A 19,935-nucleotide genomic window follows, 5' to 3' on the forward strand; every position below is an offset into this window, starting at 1 on the left:
ATGGCCAAAAAACCCGAGGACCGCTTCGCCAGCGCTGGTGATCTGGCCCTGGCTGCTCACGAGGCGCTGTCGGATCCCGACCAGGACCACGCCGCCAACATTTTGCGGCGCAGCCAAGAGGCCACCCTGCCGGTGGGTACGGCGGCCACCCCGACCGAGGCGCCCCCCAGCGCGCCGCCGTCGTCACCCACACCGGCACCGCCGTCGTCGCCGGCGGCGCCGACCGCGGCGGCCCAGCCGTCGGCCGGGCAAAGCGGCCAATCGTGGGGGCCGCCGAGCGGGCCCATCCCGGCAACCGGCCAACCCACCCCGGCCCCCGGGTATTACCAAGCCGCCGGCCCCAACTGGGGGGCCACCCCCTGGCAGCAACCACCCAAACCCAAACGCAACCCCTGGCCCCTCATCGCCGCCGCCATCGCCGCCGTCGTCATCCTCACCGCCGGCGGTGTGGGCATCTGGCTGATCGCCCGGCCCAAACCGGCGCCGCCGCCTCCCGACCCGATACCGGCGCAGCGTCTGAGCGCGCTCCTGTTGAGCCCGTCGGAGATCAACGCGATCATGGGTTCGTCGACCATGGAGCCCGGTAAACCCATCCAGTCGATGGACACCTCGTCGGTGACGCTGTCGTCGCCGGACTGCCAGGGCGCGCTCTACACCAGCCAGGACCCTGTGTACGCGGGGTCGGGCTATACCGGTGTGAGCGGGCTGGTTTCGTCCGAGCCGGGCGACAACTACGACCACTGGGTCAACCAGGCCGTGGTCCTGTTCCCGTCTGCCGAGAAGGCCAAGTCGTTCATGCAGACCGCGGCCGGCAAGTGGAAGGGCTGCGCCGGCAAGACGGTGACCGTGACGAACAAGGGCAAGACGTACAGGTGGACGTTCGCCCAAATCAACGGCGCCCCACCGAAAATGACGGTGCTGGACACCCAGGAAGCCGCCGACGGCTGGGAGTGCCAGCGCGCGATGAGTCAGGCGAACAACGTGATCGTCGACGTCAATGCGTGCGGCTATCACATCAGCGATCAGGGCGGCGAAATCACCGACAAGATCGTCGCGAAGATCGACAACGAGTAGCCGGATCGCCGGCCGGCCGGCACCGCGTCAATGCCGAAGCGGCACCGCGTCTTTCGTGAAGGCTAGTGAAGGTTAAAGGTCCGGCCCCTGGGCGCGCAGATCGTCCACCGCCGACATCGCGCTGCGCAGCTTGGCGAGCCACTCCTCGGTGTGCTCGCCGACCAGCTTGACCGCCCAGGCCAGCGCGTCGGCGCGGGACCGGGCGACACCGGCGTCGACCAGGGTGTCGAGCACTTGGCGCTCCGGCTGCTTCAGGCGCGTCATCACCGGTACCGCGATGTGCGTGAACAGGATTCGCTCCGTGCCGTCTTTGGTGCCGACCTCGACGCCCCAGGAAACCTTGCGCCGGTAGCGATCCTGAGCCTCGTCGGCGATGCGCATCCGCTCGGAGCGGGTCTCCTCGCGGAACCGGGACACCCGGCCTTCGACGCGGGCGTCGCTCTCCTCGCCGTCGGGCTCGGGCAGCTTGCCGATGACCGTGATCTCCTCGCGGTCGACGATGACCGTGGGATCGCCGTCGAACCACTTTTCGGGCAGGCGTCCGGCGAACCATTCCGCGGCGCCGCTGGCATCGGGTTGCTGGGCCTGCTGCCAGCCCCCGGGGCGGCCGTAACGCCGGCCGCCGGTGTGATGTGATTTCATCATTACATAATTACACCGTTGCATGATTAATGGAACCGCGTTCGCTCGCAGCGAACCGAGTCTCGGCTTCCGGGCGACCCGCGCCCGGCGGCGCGCATGCGAAAAACGCTGGCGCGGCGCCGTTATCCGCCGCGGAAAAGCGTTGATATGCATCGTCGGAGGGCGTATTTTTGGGAGCTGAAGCAGGCCCGGAAGCGACCGTGTCGAAGTGCCGGAACAAGGGGTTAGAAACCGGCCGCGTGGACAAAAGTCCAACGCCCCCCAGAGTCGCCCGGGCCTGCCCCTATTCGTGCTACGTAGTTGAGGTCGCGCGGTTGCGCGAGGCGTCGGGGTCACCGCCGCGACGAATCCGGAACAGCTTGACTTCGTTCTTGATGCCCTTGAGGCGGCGCGCCCCGGCGAACGACCCCTCGAAATCGCCGGCATCGCCGAGGGCCTCCCAGACCGAGTCGGCGACCAGCACGGTGCCCGGGCGCGCCACTCCGGTCACCCGGCTGGCGATGTTGACCGGACTGCCGAACCAGTCCCCGGCCCGGCTGACCGCCATCCCCGAGGCGACTCCCGCCCGCAACCGGGGAAAGTCGTTGTCGCTGTCGACGGTGTCGACGAGCTTCAGCACGACATCCAGCAGTGGGTCCGGTTCGGGACAGACGAACATCACCGCGTCGCCGATCGACTTGATGAATCGGACCGGCGGTGCGGTCACGTCACGGGCGAGGTGGCCCAGCCGGCTGGCGAGGTGACCCAGGTCTTCGGCCGGGATCGCCTCGCCGAGCCGGGTGAAACCGACGAGATCGGCGAAAGCGACGGTGACCTGGCGCGCGCCCGGCAGCGGCTTGCCGGCGGCCCGCTCCGCGGCGTTGACCGCCTCGGTTTCCATCGTGTGGCGCAGCTGCATGAACAGCATGTTCTCGACCAGCGGTCCGAGCAGCGGCGCGATCCGGCCGACCAGCGCCTTGGATCCCTTGGCGATTTCCAGCTCGGTGGCTCCGGGCCGCATGATCGCCGACAACGCGGTGAAACGCATGACCTCAGCGGTGCGCGACAGGCCTTCGGCGAGCACCCGGACCACGAGCACCAGCTTGTCGGGATCCAGCCCGAGTTCGAGGAATCGCTGGGTCAACGCGGCGGCCTCGCCGTCGGCGCGCATGTGCACGGCCGCATCGGGATCGTCGACGCGGGCCAGGCCGATGGCGCGCTGCACTCGCTGCAGCAGCTCCAGGTCGATGCCATAGGTTTCGCTGATCTCCCGCGTGGACACGTAGGTGCCGTCGTCGCCGATCAGGTGGCGGCTGGCCAGCAGCAGCGGGGGGTTGGTCGTCCGGATCTCGTCCGCGGTGATGCCCTGCTCGAGCAGCCACTCCACGAGTTCCGCACGCTCTGCGCGCGCTGTGCCCTCGAGCCCGTCGAGCAGATCCTCGTCCACGTGGCCAACGTACAGCGCCTGCGCGATGATGTGCAGCGATGAGCGCACCGCTGCTTCGGGGACTCCCGCCGGTCGTCGACGACCACGCCTCGGTGTTGATCCTGGGCTCGTTTCCGAGCGCCCGATCGCTGTCGGCCGGACAGTATTACGCGAACCCGCGAAATGCGTTCTGGCCGATCGTCGGTGAGCTTTTCGGGATCGACGCCAACGCGGCGTACGACTCGCGGCTGGCCGCGTTGCGATCCCACGGCATAGCCCTCTGGGACGTGCTGCGCGCGTGCCATCGGGTCGGCAGCGCGGACTCGGCGATCGACCCGAAAACCGTGGTAGCCAACGACTTTAGCGAGTTCTTCGCCGATCACCCGGCCATCGCGCGGGTCTACTTCAATGGCGCCAAGGCCGCGGACCTGTACCGCAGGCTGGCCCGACCCGTCGAGGGCGTCCACTATCAGCGGCTGCCGTCGACCAGCCCGGCCCACGCCGTGCGACCCGGCGCCAAGCTGGCCGTCTGGCGGGTGATTTCGGCGCGTTAGACAGCGTCCGGCACCGTCATGACACCGGCGGTCGGCGATGGGCCCACGGCCTCGCCGCCTCGATCTGCGCCGACAGCGACAGCAGCGTCGCCTCGTCGTAGGGCCGGCCGACCAGCTGCACCGCCAACGGCAGCCCGTCGCCGTCGAAGTCCCACGGCACGGCCGCGGCCGGCTGGCCGGTCAGGTTCCAGACCTGTTGATAGGGAACCCGCTGCGACACCGCCATCAACGTCCACACCGCGCCGTGGCGTTGGTAGGCGCCGATGCGCGACGGGCCCGCCGCGTTGCCGGGGGTCACGACGACGTCGGCGTCGTCGAAGATCGACTGGACGCGGTTGGCGAGCGATGCCTCCCGGGTGCGCAGCGCGGCCATCCGCCGGTCGGAGAAGAACGATCCCGCGCGGGCCATGTTTCGGGTTCGCGGCTCGAGCCGGTCCGGGTGGGGCTGAGCGTCCGCGTCGTCGCAAATGCCGCGCAGATAGCGGGGCAGGTAATTCGAGTAGAGCGCGGCCGGATATGCGGGGTCGCGCGTGACGACCTCGTGGCCCAGGTCGCGAAGCAGCGCGCCGGCCTCGTCGACCGCCGCACGCTGTCGCGTCCCCACCCGGGCGGGCAGCGGCGTTGGGACCTTGGTGCTCAACGCGATTCGCAGCCTGCCGGGATGACGCGCCGCGGCGGCCGCGAACTCTCCCTCGGGACCGGGCACCGTCGTCGTCGCGTCCAGGAACAGCGCGGCGTCCATGACCGACCGGGCGAGCGGGCCGTTGACGCTCAGCCCGTACCACGCGTCGTCGTGGGGCTCCAGCGAGATCCGATCGCGTTGCGGCTTCAGCCCGAACAGCCCGCACCACGTCGCGGGGATCCGGATCGAGCCGCCGCCGTCGGATCCCAGCGCCAGCGGAGCCAGCCCGGCGGCTACCGCGGCGGCGCTCCCCCCGCTGCTGCCGCCCGGGGTGCGCCTGGGGTTCCACGGGTTGCGGGTGGTCCCGAACGTCAGCGACTCGGTGTAGGGGAACATCATCAGCTCGGGCACATTGGTCTTGCCGAGGATGACCGCGCCCGCGGCGCGCAGCCGGCGAACCACCTCCGCATCGGAGGTCACGGCCGGACCGTGAGCGCCGGTGCCATACGTCGTCACCTCGCCGGCGACGTCCACGTCGTCCTTGATCGCGACCGGCACACCCAACAGGGGCAGCCGCTCACCAGCATCGAGGCGGTCCTGCGCCGCCGCGGCCTCGTGGCGGGCGGTGTCCGACAACACGACGCGGTAGCAGCGCAGCTGGCTGTCCAGGCGCGCGATGCGTTCCAGGTAAACCTCGAGCAGCTCCGGGGCGGTCAGTTCGCCGTCGGCCAGCATCCGGGCCTGCGCGGCCGCGCCGGCGAAGGCGAGATCGCGAGCGTCCACTGCGGCAGCCTATCCCGCCGTCCCCTGGCCCCGGCATTGACTGTGAAGCGTGGGCTTTGAAAGTGAAGCCTGGGCGCAAATCCGGCCGGAATTCGCCGTGGGCTCATTGCCAAAGCCGTGGGCTCACAGCCAACGCCCTGGACACACAGCCAACGCCTTGGGCACACGCCGCACGAGCGAACCAGTACCGTGGCGGCATGTCCTGCGTATTCTGTGCGATCGTCGCCGGGGAAGCACCGGCCATCCGGATCTACGAAGACGAGGACCATCTCGCGATCCTGGATATCCGCCCGTTCACTCGCGGCCACACCCTGGTGCTGCCCAAACGCCACACCGTCGACCTCACGGACACCCCGGCGCAGACGCTGGCCGAGATGATCGGCATCGGCCAGCGCATCGCCCGCGCGGCGCGCGCGACCGAGCTGGCCGACGCGACAAACATCGCGATCAACGACGGCCCGGCGGCCTTCCAGACGGTGCTGCACATTCATCTGCATGTGCTGCCGCGGCGCAACGGCGACAAGCTCTCGGTCGCCAAGGGGATGCTGCTGCGCCGCGACCCGGACCGGGACGCCACCGGCCGGATCCTGCGCGAGGCCCTGGCCCGGATCGACGCCAGTCAGTAAGACTGGGCGGATGACCAAACCGTTAGAGCAGTTCATGGGCGTGCCGTTATTGCGTCTGCACGACATGCTCTACCGAAAGACCAGCGGCCGGATCGGGCATCGCGTACCGGGCGCGCCACCCAGCCTGCTGCTGCACACGGTCGGCGCCAAAACCGGGCAGCCGCGCACCACCTCGCTGACGTATGCGCGCGTCGGCGACTCGTATCTGATCGTCGCGTCCAACGGCGGCGCCGAGCGCTTCCCGGGCTGGTACCACAACCTGCGCAAGCGCCCGGAGTGTGAAATCAACGTCGGCCCCAAGCGGTTCGGAGTGACCGCACGCCGGCTCACCCCGGACGATCCCGACTACCCACGGCTGTGGGAACTGGTCAACAAGAACAACTCGGATCGCTACGCCAGCTACCAACGCCGGACGTCGCGGGCGATTCCGATCTTCGCGTTGACCCCGCGTCAGTAGACCTGGTAGTGGCACCCCGAGTGCGCCCGGCGGTTTATTCTGCACTAGCGCAGTGACGCCTTTCCGGCGTCCACCGCAAAGCAAAGACAGGTTTGGGCGGCTATGAATCGCTGGACGGGAAGTCCGTGGCGGCGCCTCGGGCTGCCCGCGCGCGTCGGCTGGCTCGTCGTCGGGGGGTATGGCGCCGCGGCGGCGCTGGTCGCGGCCTCGTCGATGTCGGGGTGGAACGACGCGCGCATACCTCGGCCGGTCGACGAAGCGGTGTTGGTGGGGTGCCTCCTGGTCGCGGCGGCCGCAGCCGGCCACGCGGCTCGCGCAGCGGTCGAACGCCGCCGCAGGCTCGGCTGGCTGACGCTGATGACGGGCCTCCTGGGCTGGGCGGCGGGCACGGTTATCTGGGCGGTTTACGAGGTTCGCCCGGAAGTGGAGCACGCCATGCACCCGGCCACGGCCGAGGCCGCGTCGCTCCTCTATCCGATCGGCGCGCTGGCGTCCTTGGCGCTGTTGTCCCATCTCTCCCGCCACAGTCCGCGCCGGGTGGTGCTGGACGGTCTCATCCTGGCGACGTCGTTGTTCGTCATCTCGTGGGCATTCGTCCTCGACAAACAACTGCGGGTGGACACCGGCTCGCGGCTCGCGACGATCACGCAGGTTTTCGCCGACGTCGTTCTGATGACGACCGCGATCCTGATGCTGTCGAGGGCGCGTCCCGGCGACCGGCCGAGCCGAAGCCTGCTGGCCGGCGGAATCGGCACGATCGCCGTCGCCGACATCGCGATGGTGTTCGAGACCGGGATCGGCAGCTATCACGGCGGCACCCTCGCCGACCTGGGCAGGGTGGCCGGACTGGGCATGATGACGCTGGCCGGCCTGGCCAGCGTCACCGAGTCGCCCACGGCGGAACCGCGGAAAAAGACGTTGGCACCCGCGCTGCTGTGGTTGCCTTACCTGCCGCTGCTGCTGGCCGTCGGGGTCGGTTGGCGCTACACGGTGAACCAGGCGGGGCACGGACCGCTGCCCGTCCTGGCGGGAATCCTGGTCGCCGCGGTACTCGCCCGGCAGTTCGTGGTGCTCGTCGAAAACCAGAGTCTGCTTTCCGAAGTCGCGCGGGAGGCCTTTCGCGACAGCCTGACGGGCATCTCCAATCGCGCGCACTTCATCCAGCGAATGGAACAAGCCGTCGCCCGCCAACGACACGACGCGGCGCCGATCGCGGTGTTGTGCCTCGACCTCGACAACTTCAAGTTGGTCAACGACGCCCTGGGCCATCCGGCCGGTGACGAGCTGCTGATCCGGGTCGCCGGGCGGATCACCGCCGCGCTGGGCGAAACGGGCACCGTCGCGCGCCTCGGCGGTGACGAATTCGCGGTGCTGGTCGAGGGTTCCGTCGAGGAATCGCAGGCGGCGGCGCAGCGGGTCCTCGACGCGTTCGCCCCGGCGATCGTGATCGACGGCGTTCCGGTGGCCGTGCGTCCGAGCATCGGGTTCACGGCGGCCACCGCCGCATCCGGCTGCACCGTCGACCAGCTGCTCCGGCACGCCGACCTGGCCATGTACGCCGCGAAACGCGAAGGCGGCCAATGCATCCGGAGCTTTGTTCCCGATCTGCCCTTCCCCTACAGGTTCCCGCAGGTGACCGGCTCACCGGCGGCGGGCGGCGAGCAGGCGCCGTCGTCCACGTTGATCCCCGAAACCGCACCGGCAAAACCGGAGCAAACCACCGATGCGTCGAAAGGCATTCCGCGGAGCCCCACAGCGATCCGGATTGCCTTCGGAATCCTGGCGATCGGTGTGATCGCTTTCGCGACAACGAGCATTCTCAACCCGAGCGCGGGCCACAGCATCTTCTCCAAGTCCTCCTACGCGGCGTTGAACCTGTTGGCGGCAGCGCTGATTGCCGTTCGCGCGTACCGCATCAGGGCCGACCGCTTGGGTTGGGTTCTGATCGCGGCCGGTATGGCATGTTCGGCGATGGGCGACATCGTTTACGACCTCTGGGTGCCCGACGGTCAGTCACCATCGGTGGCCGATCCCGCGTACCTGACGTTTTACCCGCTGGTGTTCGCCGGGCTCATGCTGGTCCTGCGGGAACGCCTGACGCGGGTGCCGACTCCGATCCGGCTGGATGCGCTGGTGTGCGGGCTGACCACCGCCGCGGTGGCCGTGGCGCTGTGGGCGGGACCCATCCACGCGGCCGCGAAACGCGTGCCGGCGACCGTGCTGATCGGTTTGGTCTATCCGTGCGGTGATCTCGTGCTGTTGGCCGTGGCCGCCGGGATGCTGCCGATACTCGGCCGGCGCAACGGGTTTCGCTGCGGTCTGCTGATCGCGGGCTTCATCGGTTTTGCGATCGCGGATACGGCGTATCTCTTCCAGACCTCCGCGGGCTCGTACCGGGTCGGCAGCGCGCTCGACGCGCTGTGGCCCGCTTCGTCCTTACTGGTGGCGATGGCCAGTTGCCCACCCAAATCCGCGGCGGCACCGCTGCCGAGGCGCGGGCTGGGCTCCTACGCCACGCCGGTGGCATGCACGGTCGTGGCGCTGGGGGTCGTCGTCCTGAGTCACCGCTCAGGCCTGGCGGCGACGCTGGCGGCGTTGAGCCTGATCGCGGTCACCGCGCGATTTTCGGTGACCTTCCGGGACGTGAGCATGCTGGCCGAAAGCCACAAGCGCGCGATGACCGACGAGCTGACCGCGCTGCCCAATCGGCGATCACTGGCGACGGCGCTGACCGCGCTGTCCGGCGCCGAATCGGCGGCACCCGCGCCGACGCGGGCGTCGACCCGGGCGACGTCGGCACGTCAAGCGCTTCTGATCGTGAAGCTCTGCGAGTTTCACGAGATCAACGACTCGATCGGCCGCCACTTCGGTGACGAGCTGTTGTGCCACATCGCAAATCGCCTGTCGCGGTGCGTGCGTCGCGAGGACCTGCTCGCCCGCACCGGCGATGACGAGTTCGCAATCCTGATGAGCGAGGGGTCCGACCTCATTGCCGCACGCGCGCAGGCGGGTCGGCTGCTCGAGGCCCTGAGCGAACCGTTCGCACTGGATCCGATCACCATGCAAGTCGACGCCTGCATCGCCATCGCGCTCTGCCCGGACCACTGCGACCATCCACAGGAGCTGCTGAGCCGGGCCGAGACGGCCGTCCCGCAGGCCAAGACCGCCAAAGGCAATATCGCGGTGTATGACACGGCGTTCGAGCTGTACCGCGACAACGACCCCAACGTGATCGAGGAGCTGCGCGCGGCGCTGCTCGACGGCGACGAACTGACGTTGTATTACCAGCCGAAGATCAACGCGAGCGATGGCAGCGTGCACAGCGTCGAGGCGCTGCTGCGCTGGCACCATCCCACCCGCGGATTGCTGCTGCCGGAGGAATTTCTGCCCGCCGCCGAACGCGCCGGGCTGATGCGGAAGGTGGCCAAGCGCACCGTCGGCCGAGCCCTCGAACGGATTGATTCCTGGCGCGCGCAGGGCATGCCGCTGACCGTCGCGGTGAACCTTTCGACGACGAACCTGCTCGACCTCGAGTTGGTCGGCACCATCGAGGGGCTGTTGCGAGCCCACAACCTGCCCGCCGACGCCCTCATCGTCGAGATCACCGAGAGCGCGCTCGTCGACTCGGTGCGATCCCGAAATACGGTGGCCGAGCTGCAGCGCATCGGCGTTCGCATCTCGATCGACGACTACGGCACCGGGTGGTCGTCGCTGGCACGCCTGCAGGATGTCTCGGTCGACGAGCTGAAACTCGATCGGATATTCGTGGCGCGGCTGGCCGAGGACCCGCGGTCGGTGGCCATCGTGCGCTCCACGGTGGCGTTGGCCCGTAGCCTCGGCGCCGAACTCGTCGCCGAGGGGGTCGAAGACGAGATCACGTTGAGCGCGCTGCGGCGCTACGGCTGCACGATCACGCAGGGCTTCGTGCACAGCCCGCCGTTGCCCGCCGATGAGTTACAGCGGTGGATCATCAGCCACGTGCCCGGCTCGGATTCGAAATCCGAAGCGGGAGTGAGCGACTGATCGATCAGAAGAGCTCTTTGGCCAGCAGCTCCAGCGTGGCCACGCGGGCCGGCGCGGTGGCGGGCGCGGTGCCGCGGTGGGCCGAGGCGACCGGGTGCACCATCACCTCGTCGACGCCGAACCGTTCGGCAAGCGCCCGCATCTGCTCGGCGGCCTCCGCGGGCGTGCCCAGCACGGCGCGTTGCAGGCCGCTTTCCACGATGCGCTGCTGCTGCGGCGTCAGCTCCGCGGCCTGGGCCTCCTCGACCAGCGGCACCGGCCCGAGCGGTTCCCCGGTCCGCAGCCTGGCCATCATCTGCAGGTTGGGCAGCATCAAAGCCGTTGCCTCGTCGTGGGTTTCGGAAACCGCGGCATTGACCGTCAAGAATGTCACCGGCTCGGCCGCCAGCTTGCTGGGCACGAAGCGGGATCGGTAGAGCTCGAGCGCCTCCTCGGTGCCCTTGCCGGAGAAGTGGTGGGCGAACACGTACGGCAGCCCCTTGGCCGCGGCCAGGTGCGCCGAGTACATCGACGATCCCAGCAGCCACAGGCGCGGTTCGGTCGCGGCGGCCGGGGTCGCCTTGAGGATGTAATCCCCGGAACGCAGCGGCACCCGCACCCCGCGCGGGCTCATCAGCGCGGCCACGTCGTCGAGGTATTCGGGGAAGTTCTCGATGTCGCGATCGTCCCGCCCGCCGCGCAGCGCATACGACGTCACCGGGTCGGAGCCCGGCGCCCGGCCGATGCCCAGGTCGATCCGGCCCGGGGCGGCGGCTTCCAGCAGCGCGAACTGCTCGGCCACCGCGAGCGGCGCGTGGTTGGGCAGCATCACGCCGCCCGACCCGAGCCGCACCCGCGAGGTCTGCGCGGCGAGATAGGCGATCAGCACCGGCGGGCTGGTGGCCCCCACGGACGGCATGTTGTGGTGTTCGGCGACCCAGTAGCGGGTGAAACCCAGCCGGTCGGCGGCCTGCGCGAGCGCCACGGTGGCCGCCAGCGCGTCGGAGGTCGTCTGGTCGGTGCGCACCGGGACGAGGTCGAGGACGGAGAGTCGCACGATGACGTCAACGCCCGCGGCCGTGGGAACGTTCCCGCGGGCGCCCGGCACCTGCGGCTTTGACTCTGCGGTCAGGGCGGACCCCACCCGCAAAACTCCTCCCTGAGCGCAGAGTCAACGCCGTGGATAGCGGTCAGTAGTCCTTGAGCGTGATCGAGCCGACGACGGCGTCGAACTGCTGCTGCGAGATGGGCGCGCCGCCCGGAACGTTGTCGGTGGCCAGCCACTGGGTGCGTTTGACGTAGCCGTTGAATTCCCTGAAATAGCTGGCGAAGCCGAGGCCGTGGTCGTCGCCGGCGGCCGCGAGCTCGCCGGCCAGGATGTAGGCGCCCAGCAGCGCGACGCTGGTCCCCTGGCCCGACAACGGTGAGCAGCAGTAGGCGGCGTCTCCCACCAGGGCCACCCTGCCGATCGACCAGTGGTCCAGCACGATCTGCGACATCTCGTCGAAGTAGAAATCCGGTGCCGAACGCATGTACTCGAGCAGTTGCGGGCGCACCCAGCCGTCGCCGGCCATCCGTCGTTCCAACTCGGCGAACTGGGCCTCGGTGTCGCGGTAGTCGATGGTCAGCTCGGGGTCCATGAAGCCCAACATGGCCCGCGCCTCGGTGTTGTCGCGAGCGCTGTACACCCCGGCCATCGAGGCGTCCCCGTAATGCCAGACCTGCCAGTGGTCCAGGTTCAGGAAGTTGGGCACCGTGAAGATCGCCGCGAATGTCCCCAGCCGCTTGATGAACCGCTCCTCCGGACCGAAGACCAGCCCGCGCACGTTGGAATGCAGGCCGTCGGCGCCGATGACCAGGTCGAAGCTGCGGTCGGGCGCGCGTTCGAACGTCACGTCGACCGATGCGCCCCGGTTGTCCAAATCCACGATGCTGTCGTCGAACACGTACTCGGTCCCCGATTGGCTTGCCCCGTACAGCAATTCGACCAGGTCGTCGTGCAGCAGCTCGATGTCGGGGTTGTCGATGGGACCACCCGTCGGGGTCGACTTGGTGTCCCGGGACAGCTCGTTGCCGTCCCGGTCGACGACGGAGGCACCCCGGATTCGGGTCTTGCGCTCCTCGGCGGCGGCCAGCAGGCCCATGCGGTCCAGCACGGTCAGCGCCGGGCCGCGCACGTCGATCGCCTGACCGCCCGGGCGCAGGCCCGGATGGCGCTCCACGACGGTGACCGAATGGCCATGGCGGGCAAGCCAATACGCCAACGTCGTGCCGGCGACGCTGGCTCCCGAAACCAGCACCTCAGACATGGGGGATCACTTGATTCCTGCCAGCCTCTTGGCGTCGATGAAGATGTCGTCGAGCATTGAGGGAGTCAGCCTACCGGTGAACATGTTTTGCTGGCTCGGGTGGTAGCAGCCGAGCAGGCGCACGCCCGACGGCAGCTCCGCGACGGCGCCGTGGCCGAATTTCGGCCTGGGCCGCGCGGACGCACCCGACATGCGCAGGGCGACCTGCCAGCCGAATCCGCCCAGGGCGACGATGGCGCGGACGTCGTCGGACACCAGGCCCCATTCGGCGTCGAGCCAGGGCGAGCAGGTGATGCGCTCATCCGGCGTCGGGGCGTTGTCCGGTGGCGCGCACCGCACCGGCGCGGTGATGCGGATCCGGTTGGCGCGCAAGCCATCCGCGGCGTCGACACTGGTCGGTTGGTTGACCAGCCCGGCCCGGTGCAGCGCCGCATAGAGCTGATCGCCGGACCGGTCGCCGGTGAACATCCGTCCGGTCCGGTTGGCGCCGTGCGCGGCGGGCGCCAGGCCGACGATCAGCAGCCGCGGGTGCTCCGATCCCCAGCCCGGCACCGGCCGCCCCCAATACGGCTGGTCGGCGAAGGCCCGCCGCTTGACGATGGCGACCTCCTCGCGCCAACGGACCAGCCGAGGGCAGGCCCGGCACACGCTGATCACGGCGTCGAGCTCCGGTATGGAGCCGGCCCGGGCCGCCAGCGTGACGACCTGGGCGGGATCGGCCGCCACCGGGGTCCGCGGAGTGGCCGGGTCGCCCGGCCAACCGCTGCCGGGCGCGACGGGAGAGCCGAACCGCTGGCCGGTGTTCGGATGGGCGAGCACATGAACATCCTGCATTCACGCGGGGACGGCGGTGAAATTCGGTGGTAGCTGGTATCGGTTTGGCGCTACATTCAGCCGCGATATCCCATGAAAAGCAGCGGCCCGGCGTTACTGATCCTGTTCGCCACGCTGATGGCGACGGCGGGTACCGGCATCTCGATCGTCGCGTTCCCCTGGCTGGCGTTGCAGCACCAGCACAGCGCGCGCGACGCGTCGGTCGTCGCCGCCGCGATGACGCTGCCGCTGGTGGTCTCCACACTGGTCGCCGGCGCGGCGGTCGACTTTTTCGGCCGCCGCCGGGTTTCGCTCGTCTCCGACTCGCTGTCGGGCACCGCGGTGGCCGCCGTCCCGCTGATCGCCTGGTTGTTCGGTGCCGACGCGATCAATCTGGTGATGCTGGCCGTATTGGCCTTTTGCGCGGCCGCTTTCGACCCGGCCGGGACGACCGCGCGCCAGTCGATGCTGCCCGAGGCCGCCGCCCGCGCGGGCTGGTCGCTCGACCGGATCAACAGCGGCTACGAGGCGATTCTCAACCTGGGCTTCATGGTGGGCCCCGGCATCGGCGGCCTGATGATCGCCACGGTCGGCGGCGTCAACACGATGTGGGTCACGGCGGGCTTCTTCGGGTTGTCGATCCTGGCGATCGGGGCGCTGCGGCTCGAGGGCGCCGGCAGGCCGCACCACGCGACCCGGCCCGACGGGTTGGTGTCCGGCATCGCCGAGGGGATGCGATTCGTCTGGAACCTGCGGGTGCTGCGCACCCTCGGGTTGATCGACCTGACCGTCACCGCGCTCTACCTGCCGATGGAAAGCGTGCTGTTCCCAAAGTATTTCGCCGACCGGCACCAGCCCGCGCAGCTGGGCTGGGCGCTGATGGCGCTGGCGATCGGCGGCGTGGCGGGCGCGCTGGGCTACGCCGTGCTGTCGAGGCACACGCGGCGACGCACCGCCCTGCTGACCGCGACCCTCACCTTCGGCGCCGCGACGGCCGGCATCGCGTTCCTGCCGCCGCTGCCGGTGATCCTGGCGCTGTGCGCGCTGACCGGCCTGGTCTACGGTCCGATCCAGCCGATCTACAACTACATGATCCAGACGCGGGCCCCGCATCGCCTGCGCGGCCGCGTGGTCGGGGTGATGACGGGACTGACCTACGCCGCCGGACCGGTGGGCTTGCTGGTGGCGGGTCCGCTGGCCGACGCCGCCGGGCTGCGTGCCACGTTCTTGACGCTGGCGGTGCCCATCCTGGTGCTCGGGCTCGTCGCGTGCGGGCTGCCGTCGCTGCGCGAGCTGGACCGCTCACCGGAGGTCGCAGCGGATTCGCAGCGGTGATTTTCAGTCGCCGAGGATCCTGCGCTTCTGCTGCTCGAATTCCTCATCGGTGAGCAGCCCGCGGTCTTTCAGCGCGGCCAGTCGCTCAAGCCGATCGACCGGATCAGCGGCCGGTTGGGCCTGCGCCGCCTGCATCGCGCCGAACGCCTGCTGTTGCATCTCGGCGCCGCGCCGCATCATCTCTTCGCGGAACGCGGTGGGGTCGGCGATGGCCCGGCGGATGACATCGGTCATCGGCATGCCCATAACCTGACCACCCGCCAGGTCGGGGCGGGCCGAGGTCACGGCGTCAATGGCCGCATCGGCCGCGGCGCCCGGCCGGCGATCGAGTTGCACGCGGCTGTGGTCATTCGGGTCGTAGAGCACCGGCAGCCTCAGGCCCGGGCGCGGCGGGCTCAGCTGTGGTAGCAGCGCCGTGACGGTGGCCTCGAACGGCGCGTCAGCCTCGGGGGTGACCCGCAGCAGCAGCTTCCAGCGAACCTCGGTGTTGCCGACCAGGTTCGGGTTGCCGACGGTGACCGAGACCGCCGACTGCTCGGCGGCCAGGACCTCCGCGAACGCGCGGGTGCCGACTTTGCTGAGATCTCTGCGTCCGAACACCGTTGACCCGACCTTTCGGAGAATCGCTCAACTGTACAGCGCCGACAGGCCCGTAGGATCGGGTCGTGACTGCTGACGTCCTGGCCGAGCTGATCGCAGGGCTGCCCGACGGGACCGTCGTCACCGATCCCGCCATCACCGAGGGCTACCGCCAGGACCGCGCCTTCGACCCGTCGGCTGGCAAGCCGCTGGCCGTCGTCCGGCCGCGGAGCACCGAGGAGGTGCAGACGGTGCTGCGCTGGGCCACCGCCAACCGGGTGCCGGTGGTGCCCCGGGGCGCCGGCAGCGGCCTGTCGGGCGGGGCGACCGCGCTGGACAACGGGATCGTGCTGTCGACGGAGAAGATGCGCGACATCACCGTCGACCCGGTCACCCGCACCGCGGTGTGTCAGCCCGGGCTGTTCAACGCCGAGGTGAAGAAGGCCGCCGCCGAGCACGGCCTGTGGTATCCGCCCGATCCGTCGTCGTTCGAGATCTGCAGCATCGGCGGCAACATCGCCACCAACGCGGGCGGGTTGTGCTGCGTGAAGTACGGCGTCACCACGGACTATGTGCTGGGCGTGCAGGTGGTGCTGGCCGACGGCACCGCGGTCCGGCTGGGCGGCCCGCGGCTGAAGGACGTGGCGGGGCTCAGCCTGACCAAGCTGTTCGTGGGCAGCGAGGGCACGCTGGGCGTCATCACGGAGGTGACGCTGCGGCTGCTGCCCGCGCAGAACACCTCGAGCGTCGTGGTGGCCACCTTCGCCTCCGTCGAGTCGGCGGTCGACGCGGTGCTCGGGGTCGCCGCGCGGATGCGGCCGGCAATGCTGGAGTTCATGGACTCGGTGGCGATCAACGCCGTCGAGGACACGATGCGCATGGACCTGGACCGTGGCGCGGCCGCCATGCTGGTGGCCGGCTCCGACGAAAGGGGGCGCGCGGCGTTCCAGGACGCCGAGCTGATGGCCGCGATATTCGCCGAAAACCATGCGACGGAAGTGTTTTCGACCGACGACCCCGACGAGGGCGAGGCCTTCGTCGCCGCCCGCCGGTTCTGCATCCCGGCGGTGGAGGCCAAGGGGTCGCTGCTGCTCGAAGACGTCGGCGTGCCGCTGCCGGCGCTGGGCAAGCTGGTCACCGGGATCGCCCGCATCGCCGCCGAGCGCGACCTGATGATCTCGGTCATCGCCCATGCCGGTGACGGCAACACCCACCCGCTGATCGTGTACGACCCCGCCGACGCCGCGATGACGGAGCGCGCTCATGTCGCGTTCGGCGAGATCATGGACCTGGCCGTCGGCCTCGGCGGCACCATCACCGGTGAGCACGGCGTCGGCCGCTTGAAGCGGCCCTGGCTGGACGGGTACCTGGGACCCGAGGCGATGGACCTGAACCGGCGCATAAAGCAGGCGCTGGACCCGTTGGGCATCCTCAACCCCGGCGCGGCGATCTAGCTCGCGCACAACGATTGTCCTACTTAAAGTAGGATATGTGGTATGGCGAAAGACAAGATTTCAGTCACGATCGATCAGGCCGTACTGGCGGCGGCCGATGCGGACGCCCAGGCGGCCGGGCTGAATCGCTCAGAGATGATCGAACGAGCCCTGCACAATGAGCATCTCCGAATCTCGCTGGAGAACTACACCGTACACACTGTGCCAGCCCTCGATATCGACGCCTACGCGGAGAAGGTTTATCGGGCGAATCGGGGCGCCGGGCTGTGATCACGCCCGGAGACATCACGCCACGTCGCGACACCGACCAGGAGCTGTATGTGATCGTCCTCTCCAACGCGATTCACCTTGCAGCCGCTACCGGGCGAGTCATCACCTGCCCCTTTGTTCCCGGTGAAATCCCCAGCGGCACAATGGCTATGATCGTCACGGTGCAGCAACCCAAAGGGGTTGTCCTACCGGAGCTCATCCAGTGGCTTCCTGTCGCCGCCCTCGATGAACCCATCGGTAATATCGGCGCCCCGGCGCTCGCTGAAACGACTACGACCGTCACAGCACTCGTTACCTGACAACCCAGCGCAATCGGAAATCGGCGGCATTGTCGCCACAACCATGGGACCCTGCACTCGCATAACCGGCCTTCGACGCCGCGGCAACGGCCGGACCCCAGCTTTGCTGCTAACCGCGGGCAGTTAGACCATCGGGCCGGCGGATTTGGGCAATGGGGCTCGCAGGGTTGACATATCTATCGGGATGCCTTACAGATGAGACATGTCTGCCGTGATGTCTCACAGCGCACCGGTCCGGTTCCAGCTGCCCACCGCCGACACCTGGCCGAACCCGTGGCCGATGTACCGCGCGCTGCGCGACCACGACCCGGTGCACCACGTCGTTCCCCCGAAGCACCCCGAGGACGACTATTACGTGCTGTCCCGGCACGCCGACGTGTGGGCGGCGGCCCGGGACCACGAGACGTTCTCGTCGGCGCAGGGGCTGACGGTCAGCTATGGCGACCTGGAAATGATTGGGCTGCAGGACAATCCGCCGTTCGTCATGCAGGATCCGCCGGTGCACACCGAGTTTCGCAAGCTGGTGTCGCGCGGATTCACGCCGCGTCAGGTGGAGGCGGTGGAGCCCAAGGTGCGCGAGTTCGTCGTCGAGCACATCGAGAGGCTGCGCACCGACGGCGGCGGCGACATCGTCACCGAGCTGTTCAAGCCGCTGCCGTCGATGGTCGTCGCGCACTATCTTGGTGTGCCCGAGGAGGATCGGTCGCAATTCGACGGCTGGACCCAGGCCATCGTCGCCGCCAACACCGCCGAGGGCGGCGTCGCCGGGGCGCTGGACACCCTCGGCGATGCCGTCGGGTCGATGATGGCGTACTTCACCCGGCTGATCGAGCGGCGCCGGACGGAACCCGAGGACGACACCGTCTCGCACCTGGTCGCCGCCGGGGTCGGCGCCGACGGCGACATCTCCGGCACCCTGTCGATCCTGGCGTTCACGTTCACGATGGTCACCGGCGGCAACGACACCGTGACGGGGATGCTGGGCGGGTCGATGCCGTTGCTGCACCGGCGTCCCGACCAGCGAAAGCTGTTGGTGGACAACCCCGAACTGATCCCCGACGCCGTCGAGGAGCTGCTCCGGATGACCTCGCCGGTGCAGGGGCTGGCGCGCGCGGCCACCCGCGACGTCGCGATCGGCGACACGACGATCCCGGCCGGCCGCAAGGTGCTGCTGCTCTACGCGTCGGCCAATCACGACGAACGCCAATACGGTTCGGAAGCCGGCGAGTTGGACGTGACCCGTTGCCCGCGCAACATCCTGACGTTCAGCCACGGGGCGCACCACTGCCTCGGCGCGGCGGCGGCGCGGATGCAGTCCCGGGTGGCGCTGACCGAATTGCTGGCCCGCTGCCCGGATTTCGAGGTGGACGAGTCCGCGATCGTATGGGCCGGAGGCAGCTACGTGCGGCGTCCGCTGTCGGTGCCGTTCACGCTGAAATCCCGATGACCGACTGGCTGGCCTCGCACCGCGGCGAAGCGGCCGTGGACCGGATCCTCGACGCCGCCGAGGAGCTCTACACGCTGCGCGACCAGGCATCGATCGGAATGAACGAAATCGCCAGGGCCGCAGGCTGTTCCCGCGCGACGCTGTACCGCTACTTCGAGAACCGCGAGGCGCTGCGCACCGCGTACGTGCATCGCGAGGCGCGCCGCCTAAGCCGCGCGATCAAGGAGAAGATCGACGGCATCGAAGACCCGCGCGACCGATTGGTCGCGAGCATCACCGGGGCGTTGCGGATGGTCCGCGAGAGCGCGGCGCTGGCGTCCTGGTTCGCCACCACCCGCCCCCCGATCGGCGGCGAGGTGGCCGAAAAGTCGGAGGTGATCACCGCCCTGGCCGCCGCGTTCCTCAGCTCGCTCGGTCCCGAAGATCCCGCGACCGTCGAACGCCGGGCTCGGTGGGTGGTGCGGGTGATCACCTCGCTGCTGATGTACCCGGGCCGGGATGACGCCGACGAGCGGGCGATGATCGAGGAGTTCGTCGTCCCGATCGTCACGCCGGCCGCCGCCCGTCGTCGCTAGCGCGGCATCTCAAATTGGGCGATTCCGCCAAACCGCCCAACTGGGCGGCGGGGCCGCGCTATGTTGACCAATTGACCGTCGCAGAACGGTCGGTGGGGACAAGACCTGGAAGTTGCAGTGGTCTCTTGCGCGCGCCACTGAGGAAGGACGGGCAGTGACTTATCCCTGTTTGCCGCCCGAGGTGAATTCGGCACTCATACAAACCGGTGCGGGTTCGGCACCCATGCTCGCTGCCTCGTCGGCCTGGAGTGGCCTGGCCGCCGAACTGCGGGCGGCGGCGAACGCCTTCGGGTCGGTGACGTCGAACCTGTCGGGACAGACATGGCAGGGACCCGCCGCGGCGGCGATGGCGGCCGTGGCCGCGCCCTACACCGCATGGCTGATCGCGGCGGCCGGCCACACCGAGCGGGCGGCCGCCCAGGCCGCGGCGGTGGCGGCCTCGTTCGAGGCGGCGCAGGCCGACACCGTGCCCACGCAGGCGGTCGCGGCCAACCGGACCCTGCTGGCGACGCTGGCGAGCACGAACTTCTTGGGGCTCAACACTCCGGCGATCGCGGCCACCGAGTCCCACTACGAGGAGATGTGGGCCCAGGACGTGACGGCGATGACCAACTATCACGCCGGGGCATCGTCCGCCTGGGCCGGCCTGGCCCCGCTGGAGCCGCTGCGGGAGAACCTCCCCACATTGG

18 protein-coding genes and 1 pseudogene are annotated in these 19,935 nt (G+C 69.2%); 12 read left to right on the forward strand and 7 right to left on the reverse strand.

The genetic code is table 11. The features are described 5' to 3' along the window. Positions 1-1,074, forward strand: a 1,074-nt coding sequence (locus OQ968_RS07885) for a sensor domain-containing protein (RefSeq protein WP_324676381.1), incomplete at its 5' end; no start/stop codon positions are given. 72 nt (positions 1,075-1,146) lie between these two features. Here the strand turns inward: OQ968_RS07885 and OQ968_RS07890 are convergent. Together OQ968_RS07890 and OQ968_RS07895 are read right to left on the reverse strand one after the other, a co-directional pair. Continuing rightward, complete coding sequence (locus tag OQ968_RS07890) at positions 1,147-1,716, reverse strand: hypothetical protein (protein WP_324676384.1); 570 nt, start codon at positions 1,714-1,716, stop codon at positions 1,147-1,149. A gap of 292 nt (positions 1,717-2,008) precedes the next feature. Continuing rightward, positions 2,009-3,172, reverse strand: coding sequence for an adenylate/guanylate cyclase domain-containing protein (locus OQ968_RS07895; RefSeq protein ID WP_324676675.1), 1,164 nt, complete (start codon positions 3,170-3,172; stop codon positions 2,009-2,011). 8 nt (positions 3,173-3,180) lie between these two features. Between OQ968_RS07895 and OQ968_RS07900 the strand changes: the two genes are divergently transcribed. Beyond that, positions 3,181-3,675, forward strand: a complete 495-nt coding sequence (locus OQ968_RS07900) for a DNA-deoxyinosine glycosylase (RefSeq protein ID WP_324676386.1) — start codon at positions 3,181-3,183, stop codon at positions 3,673-3,675. A 16-nt stretch (positions 3,676-3,691) separates the two neighbouring features. Here OQ968_RS07900 and OQ968_RS07905 read toward each other — a convergent pair whose 3' ends face one another. Then, positions 3,692-5,080, reverse strand: coding sequence for an amidase (locus OQ968_RS07905; protein ID WP_324676388.1), 1,389 nt, complete (start codon positions 5,078-5,080; stop codon positions 3,692-3,694). Positions 5,081-5,277: 197 nt separating this feature from the next. Between OQ968_RS07905 and OQ968_RS07910 the strand changes: the two genes are divergently transcribed. The 3 genes from OQ968_RS07910 (at position 5,278) to OQ968_RS07920 (ending at position 10,186) form a co-directional block, all read left to right on the forward strand. After that, positions 5,278-5,706 (forward strand): HIT family protein, encoded by a 429-nt coding sequence (locus OQ968_RS07910; protein WP_324676390.1) that lies wholly within the window; start codon positions 5,278-5,280, stop codon positions 5,704-5,706. A gap of 10 nt (positions 5,707-5,716) precedes the next feature. Beyond that, positions 5,717-6,163: a nitroreductase family deazaflavin-dependent oxidoreductase gene (locus tag OQ968_RS07915; RefSeq protein ID WP_324676392.1), complete on the forward strand. Its 447-nt coding sequence runs from the start codon at positions 5,717-5,719 to the stop codon at positions 6,161-6,163. 102 nt (positions 6,164-6,265) lie between these two features. Further along, complete coding sequence (locus OQ968_RS07920) at positions 6,266-10,186, forward strand: bifunctional diguanylate cyclase/phosphodiesterase (protein ID WP_324676394.1); 3,921 nt, start codon at positions 6,266-6,268, stop codon at positions 10,184-10,186. Positions 10,187-10,190: 4 nt separating this feature from the next. Here OQ968_RS07920 and OQ968_RS07925 read toward each other — a convergent pair whose 3' ends face one another. From OQ968_RS07925 to OQ968_RS07935, 3 genes are all read right to left on the reverse strand, one after another. Further along, positions 10,191-11,222, reverse strand: a complete 1,032-nt coding sequence (locus tag OQ968_RS07925; RefSeq protein WP_324676677.1) for an LLM class flavin-dependent oxidoreductase — start codon at positions 11,220-11,222, stop codon at positions 10,191-10,193. A 133-nt stretch (positions 11,223-11,355) separates the two neighbouring features. Next, a complete protein-coding gene (locus OQ968_RS07930; RefSeq protein ID WP_324676396.1) occupies positions 11,356-12,474 on the reverse strand; it encodes an FAD-binding protein in 1,119 nt (372 codons plus the stop codon). A gap of 6 nt (positions 12,475-12,480) precedes the next feature. Further along, a complete protein-coding gene (locus tag OQ968_RS07935; RefSeq protein WP_324676398.1) occupies positions 12,481-13,308 on the reverse strand; it encodes a uracil-DNA glycosylase in 828 nt (275 codons plus the stop codon). 72 nt (positions 13,309-13,380) lie between these two features. On the opposite strand from OQ968_RS07935, the gene OQ968_RS07940 reads away from it, so the two are divergent. Further along, positions 13,381-14,622 (forward strand): MFS transporter, encoded by a 1,242-nt coding sequence (locus tag OQ968_RS07940; protein WP_324676400.1) that lies wholly within the window; start codon positions 13,381-13,383, stop codon positions 14,620-14,622. 3 nt (positions 14,623-14,625) lie between these two features. Here OQ968_RS07940 and OQ968_RS07945 read toward each other — a convergent pair whose 3' ends face one another. Further along, the gene (locus OQ968_RS07945) at positions 14,626-15,222 is read right to left on the reverse strand and encodes an SHOCT domain-containing protein (RefSeq protein WP_324676402.1); all 597 of its coding nucleotides are present in this window, start codon (positions 15,220-15,222) and stop codon (positions 14,626-14,628) included. 65 nt (positions 15,223-15,287) lie between these two features. On the opposite strand from OQ968_RS07945, the gene OQ968_RS07950 reads away from it, so the two are divergent. The 6 genes and pseudogenes from OQ968_RS07950 to OQ968_RS07975 form a co-directional block, all read left to right on the forward strand. Continuing rightward, the gene (locus OQ968_RS07950) at positions 15,288-16,655 is read left to right on the forward strand and encodes an FAD-binding oxidoreductase (protein WP_324676404.1); all 1,368 of its coding nucleotides are present in this window, start codon (positions 15,288-15,290) and stop codon (positions 16,653-16,655) included. Positions 16,656-16,697: 42 nt separating this feature from the next. After that, positions 16,698-16,925 (forward strand): ribbon-helix-helix protein, CopG family, encoded by a 228-nt coding sequence (locus tag OQ968_RS07955; protein ID WP_324676406.1) that lies wholly within the window; start codon positions 16,698-16,700, stop codon positions 16,923-16,925. Further along, positions 16,922-17,224, forward strand: a complete 303-nt coding sequence (locus OQ968_RS07960; RefSeq protein WP_324676408.1) for a toxin — start codon at positions 16,922-16,924, stop codon at positions 17,222-17,224. The genes OQ968_RS07955 and OQ968_RS07960 overlap by 4 nt, the downstream gene beginning before the upstream one ends. A gap of 202 nt (positions 17,225-17,426) precedes the next feature. Next, complete coding sequence (locus OQ968_RS07965; RefSeq protein ID WP_324676411.1) at positions 17,427-18,671, forward strand: cytochrome P450; 1,245 nt, start codon at positions 17,427-17,429, stop codon at positions 18,669-18,671. Next, positions 18,662-19,246, forward strand: coding sequence for a TetR/AcrR family transcriptional regulator (locus tag OQ968_RS07970; RefSeq protein WP_324676679.1), 585 nt, complete (start codon positions 18,662-18,664; stop codon positions 19,244-19,246). The genes OQ968_RS07965 and OQ968_RS07970 overlap by 10 nt, the downstream gene beginning before the upstream one ends. Before the next feature lie 154 nt (positions 19,247-19,400). Then, positions 19,401-19,934: pseudogene (locus tag OQ968_RS07975) on the forward strand (PPE family protein); the annotation flags it as partial. Between the last annotated feature and the right edge of the window lies 1 nt (position 19,935).

The organism is Mycobacterium sp. 663a-19, assembly GCF_035616495.1.
Classification (GTDB): domain Bacteria; phylum Actinomycetota; class Actinomycetes; order Mycobacteriales; family Mycobacteriaceae; genus Mycobacterium.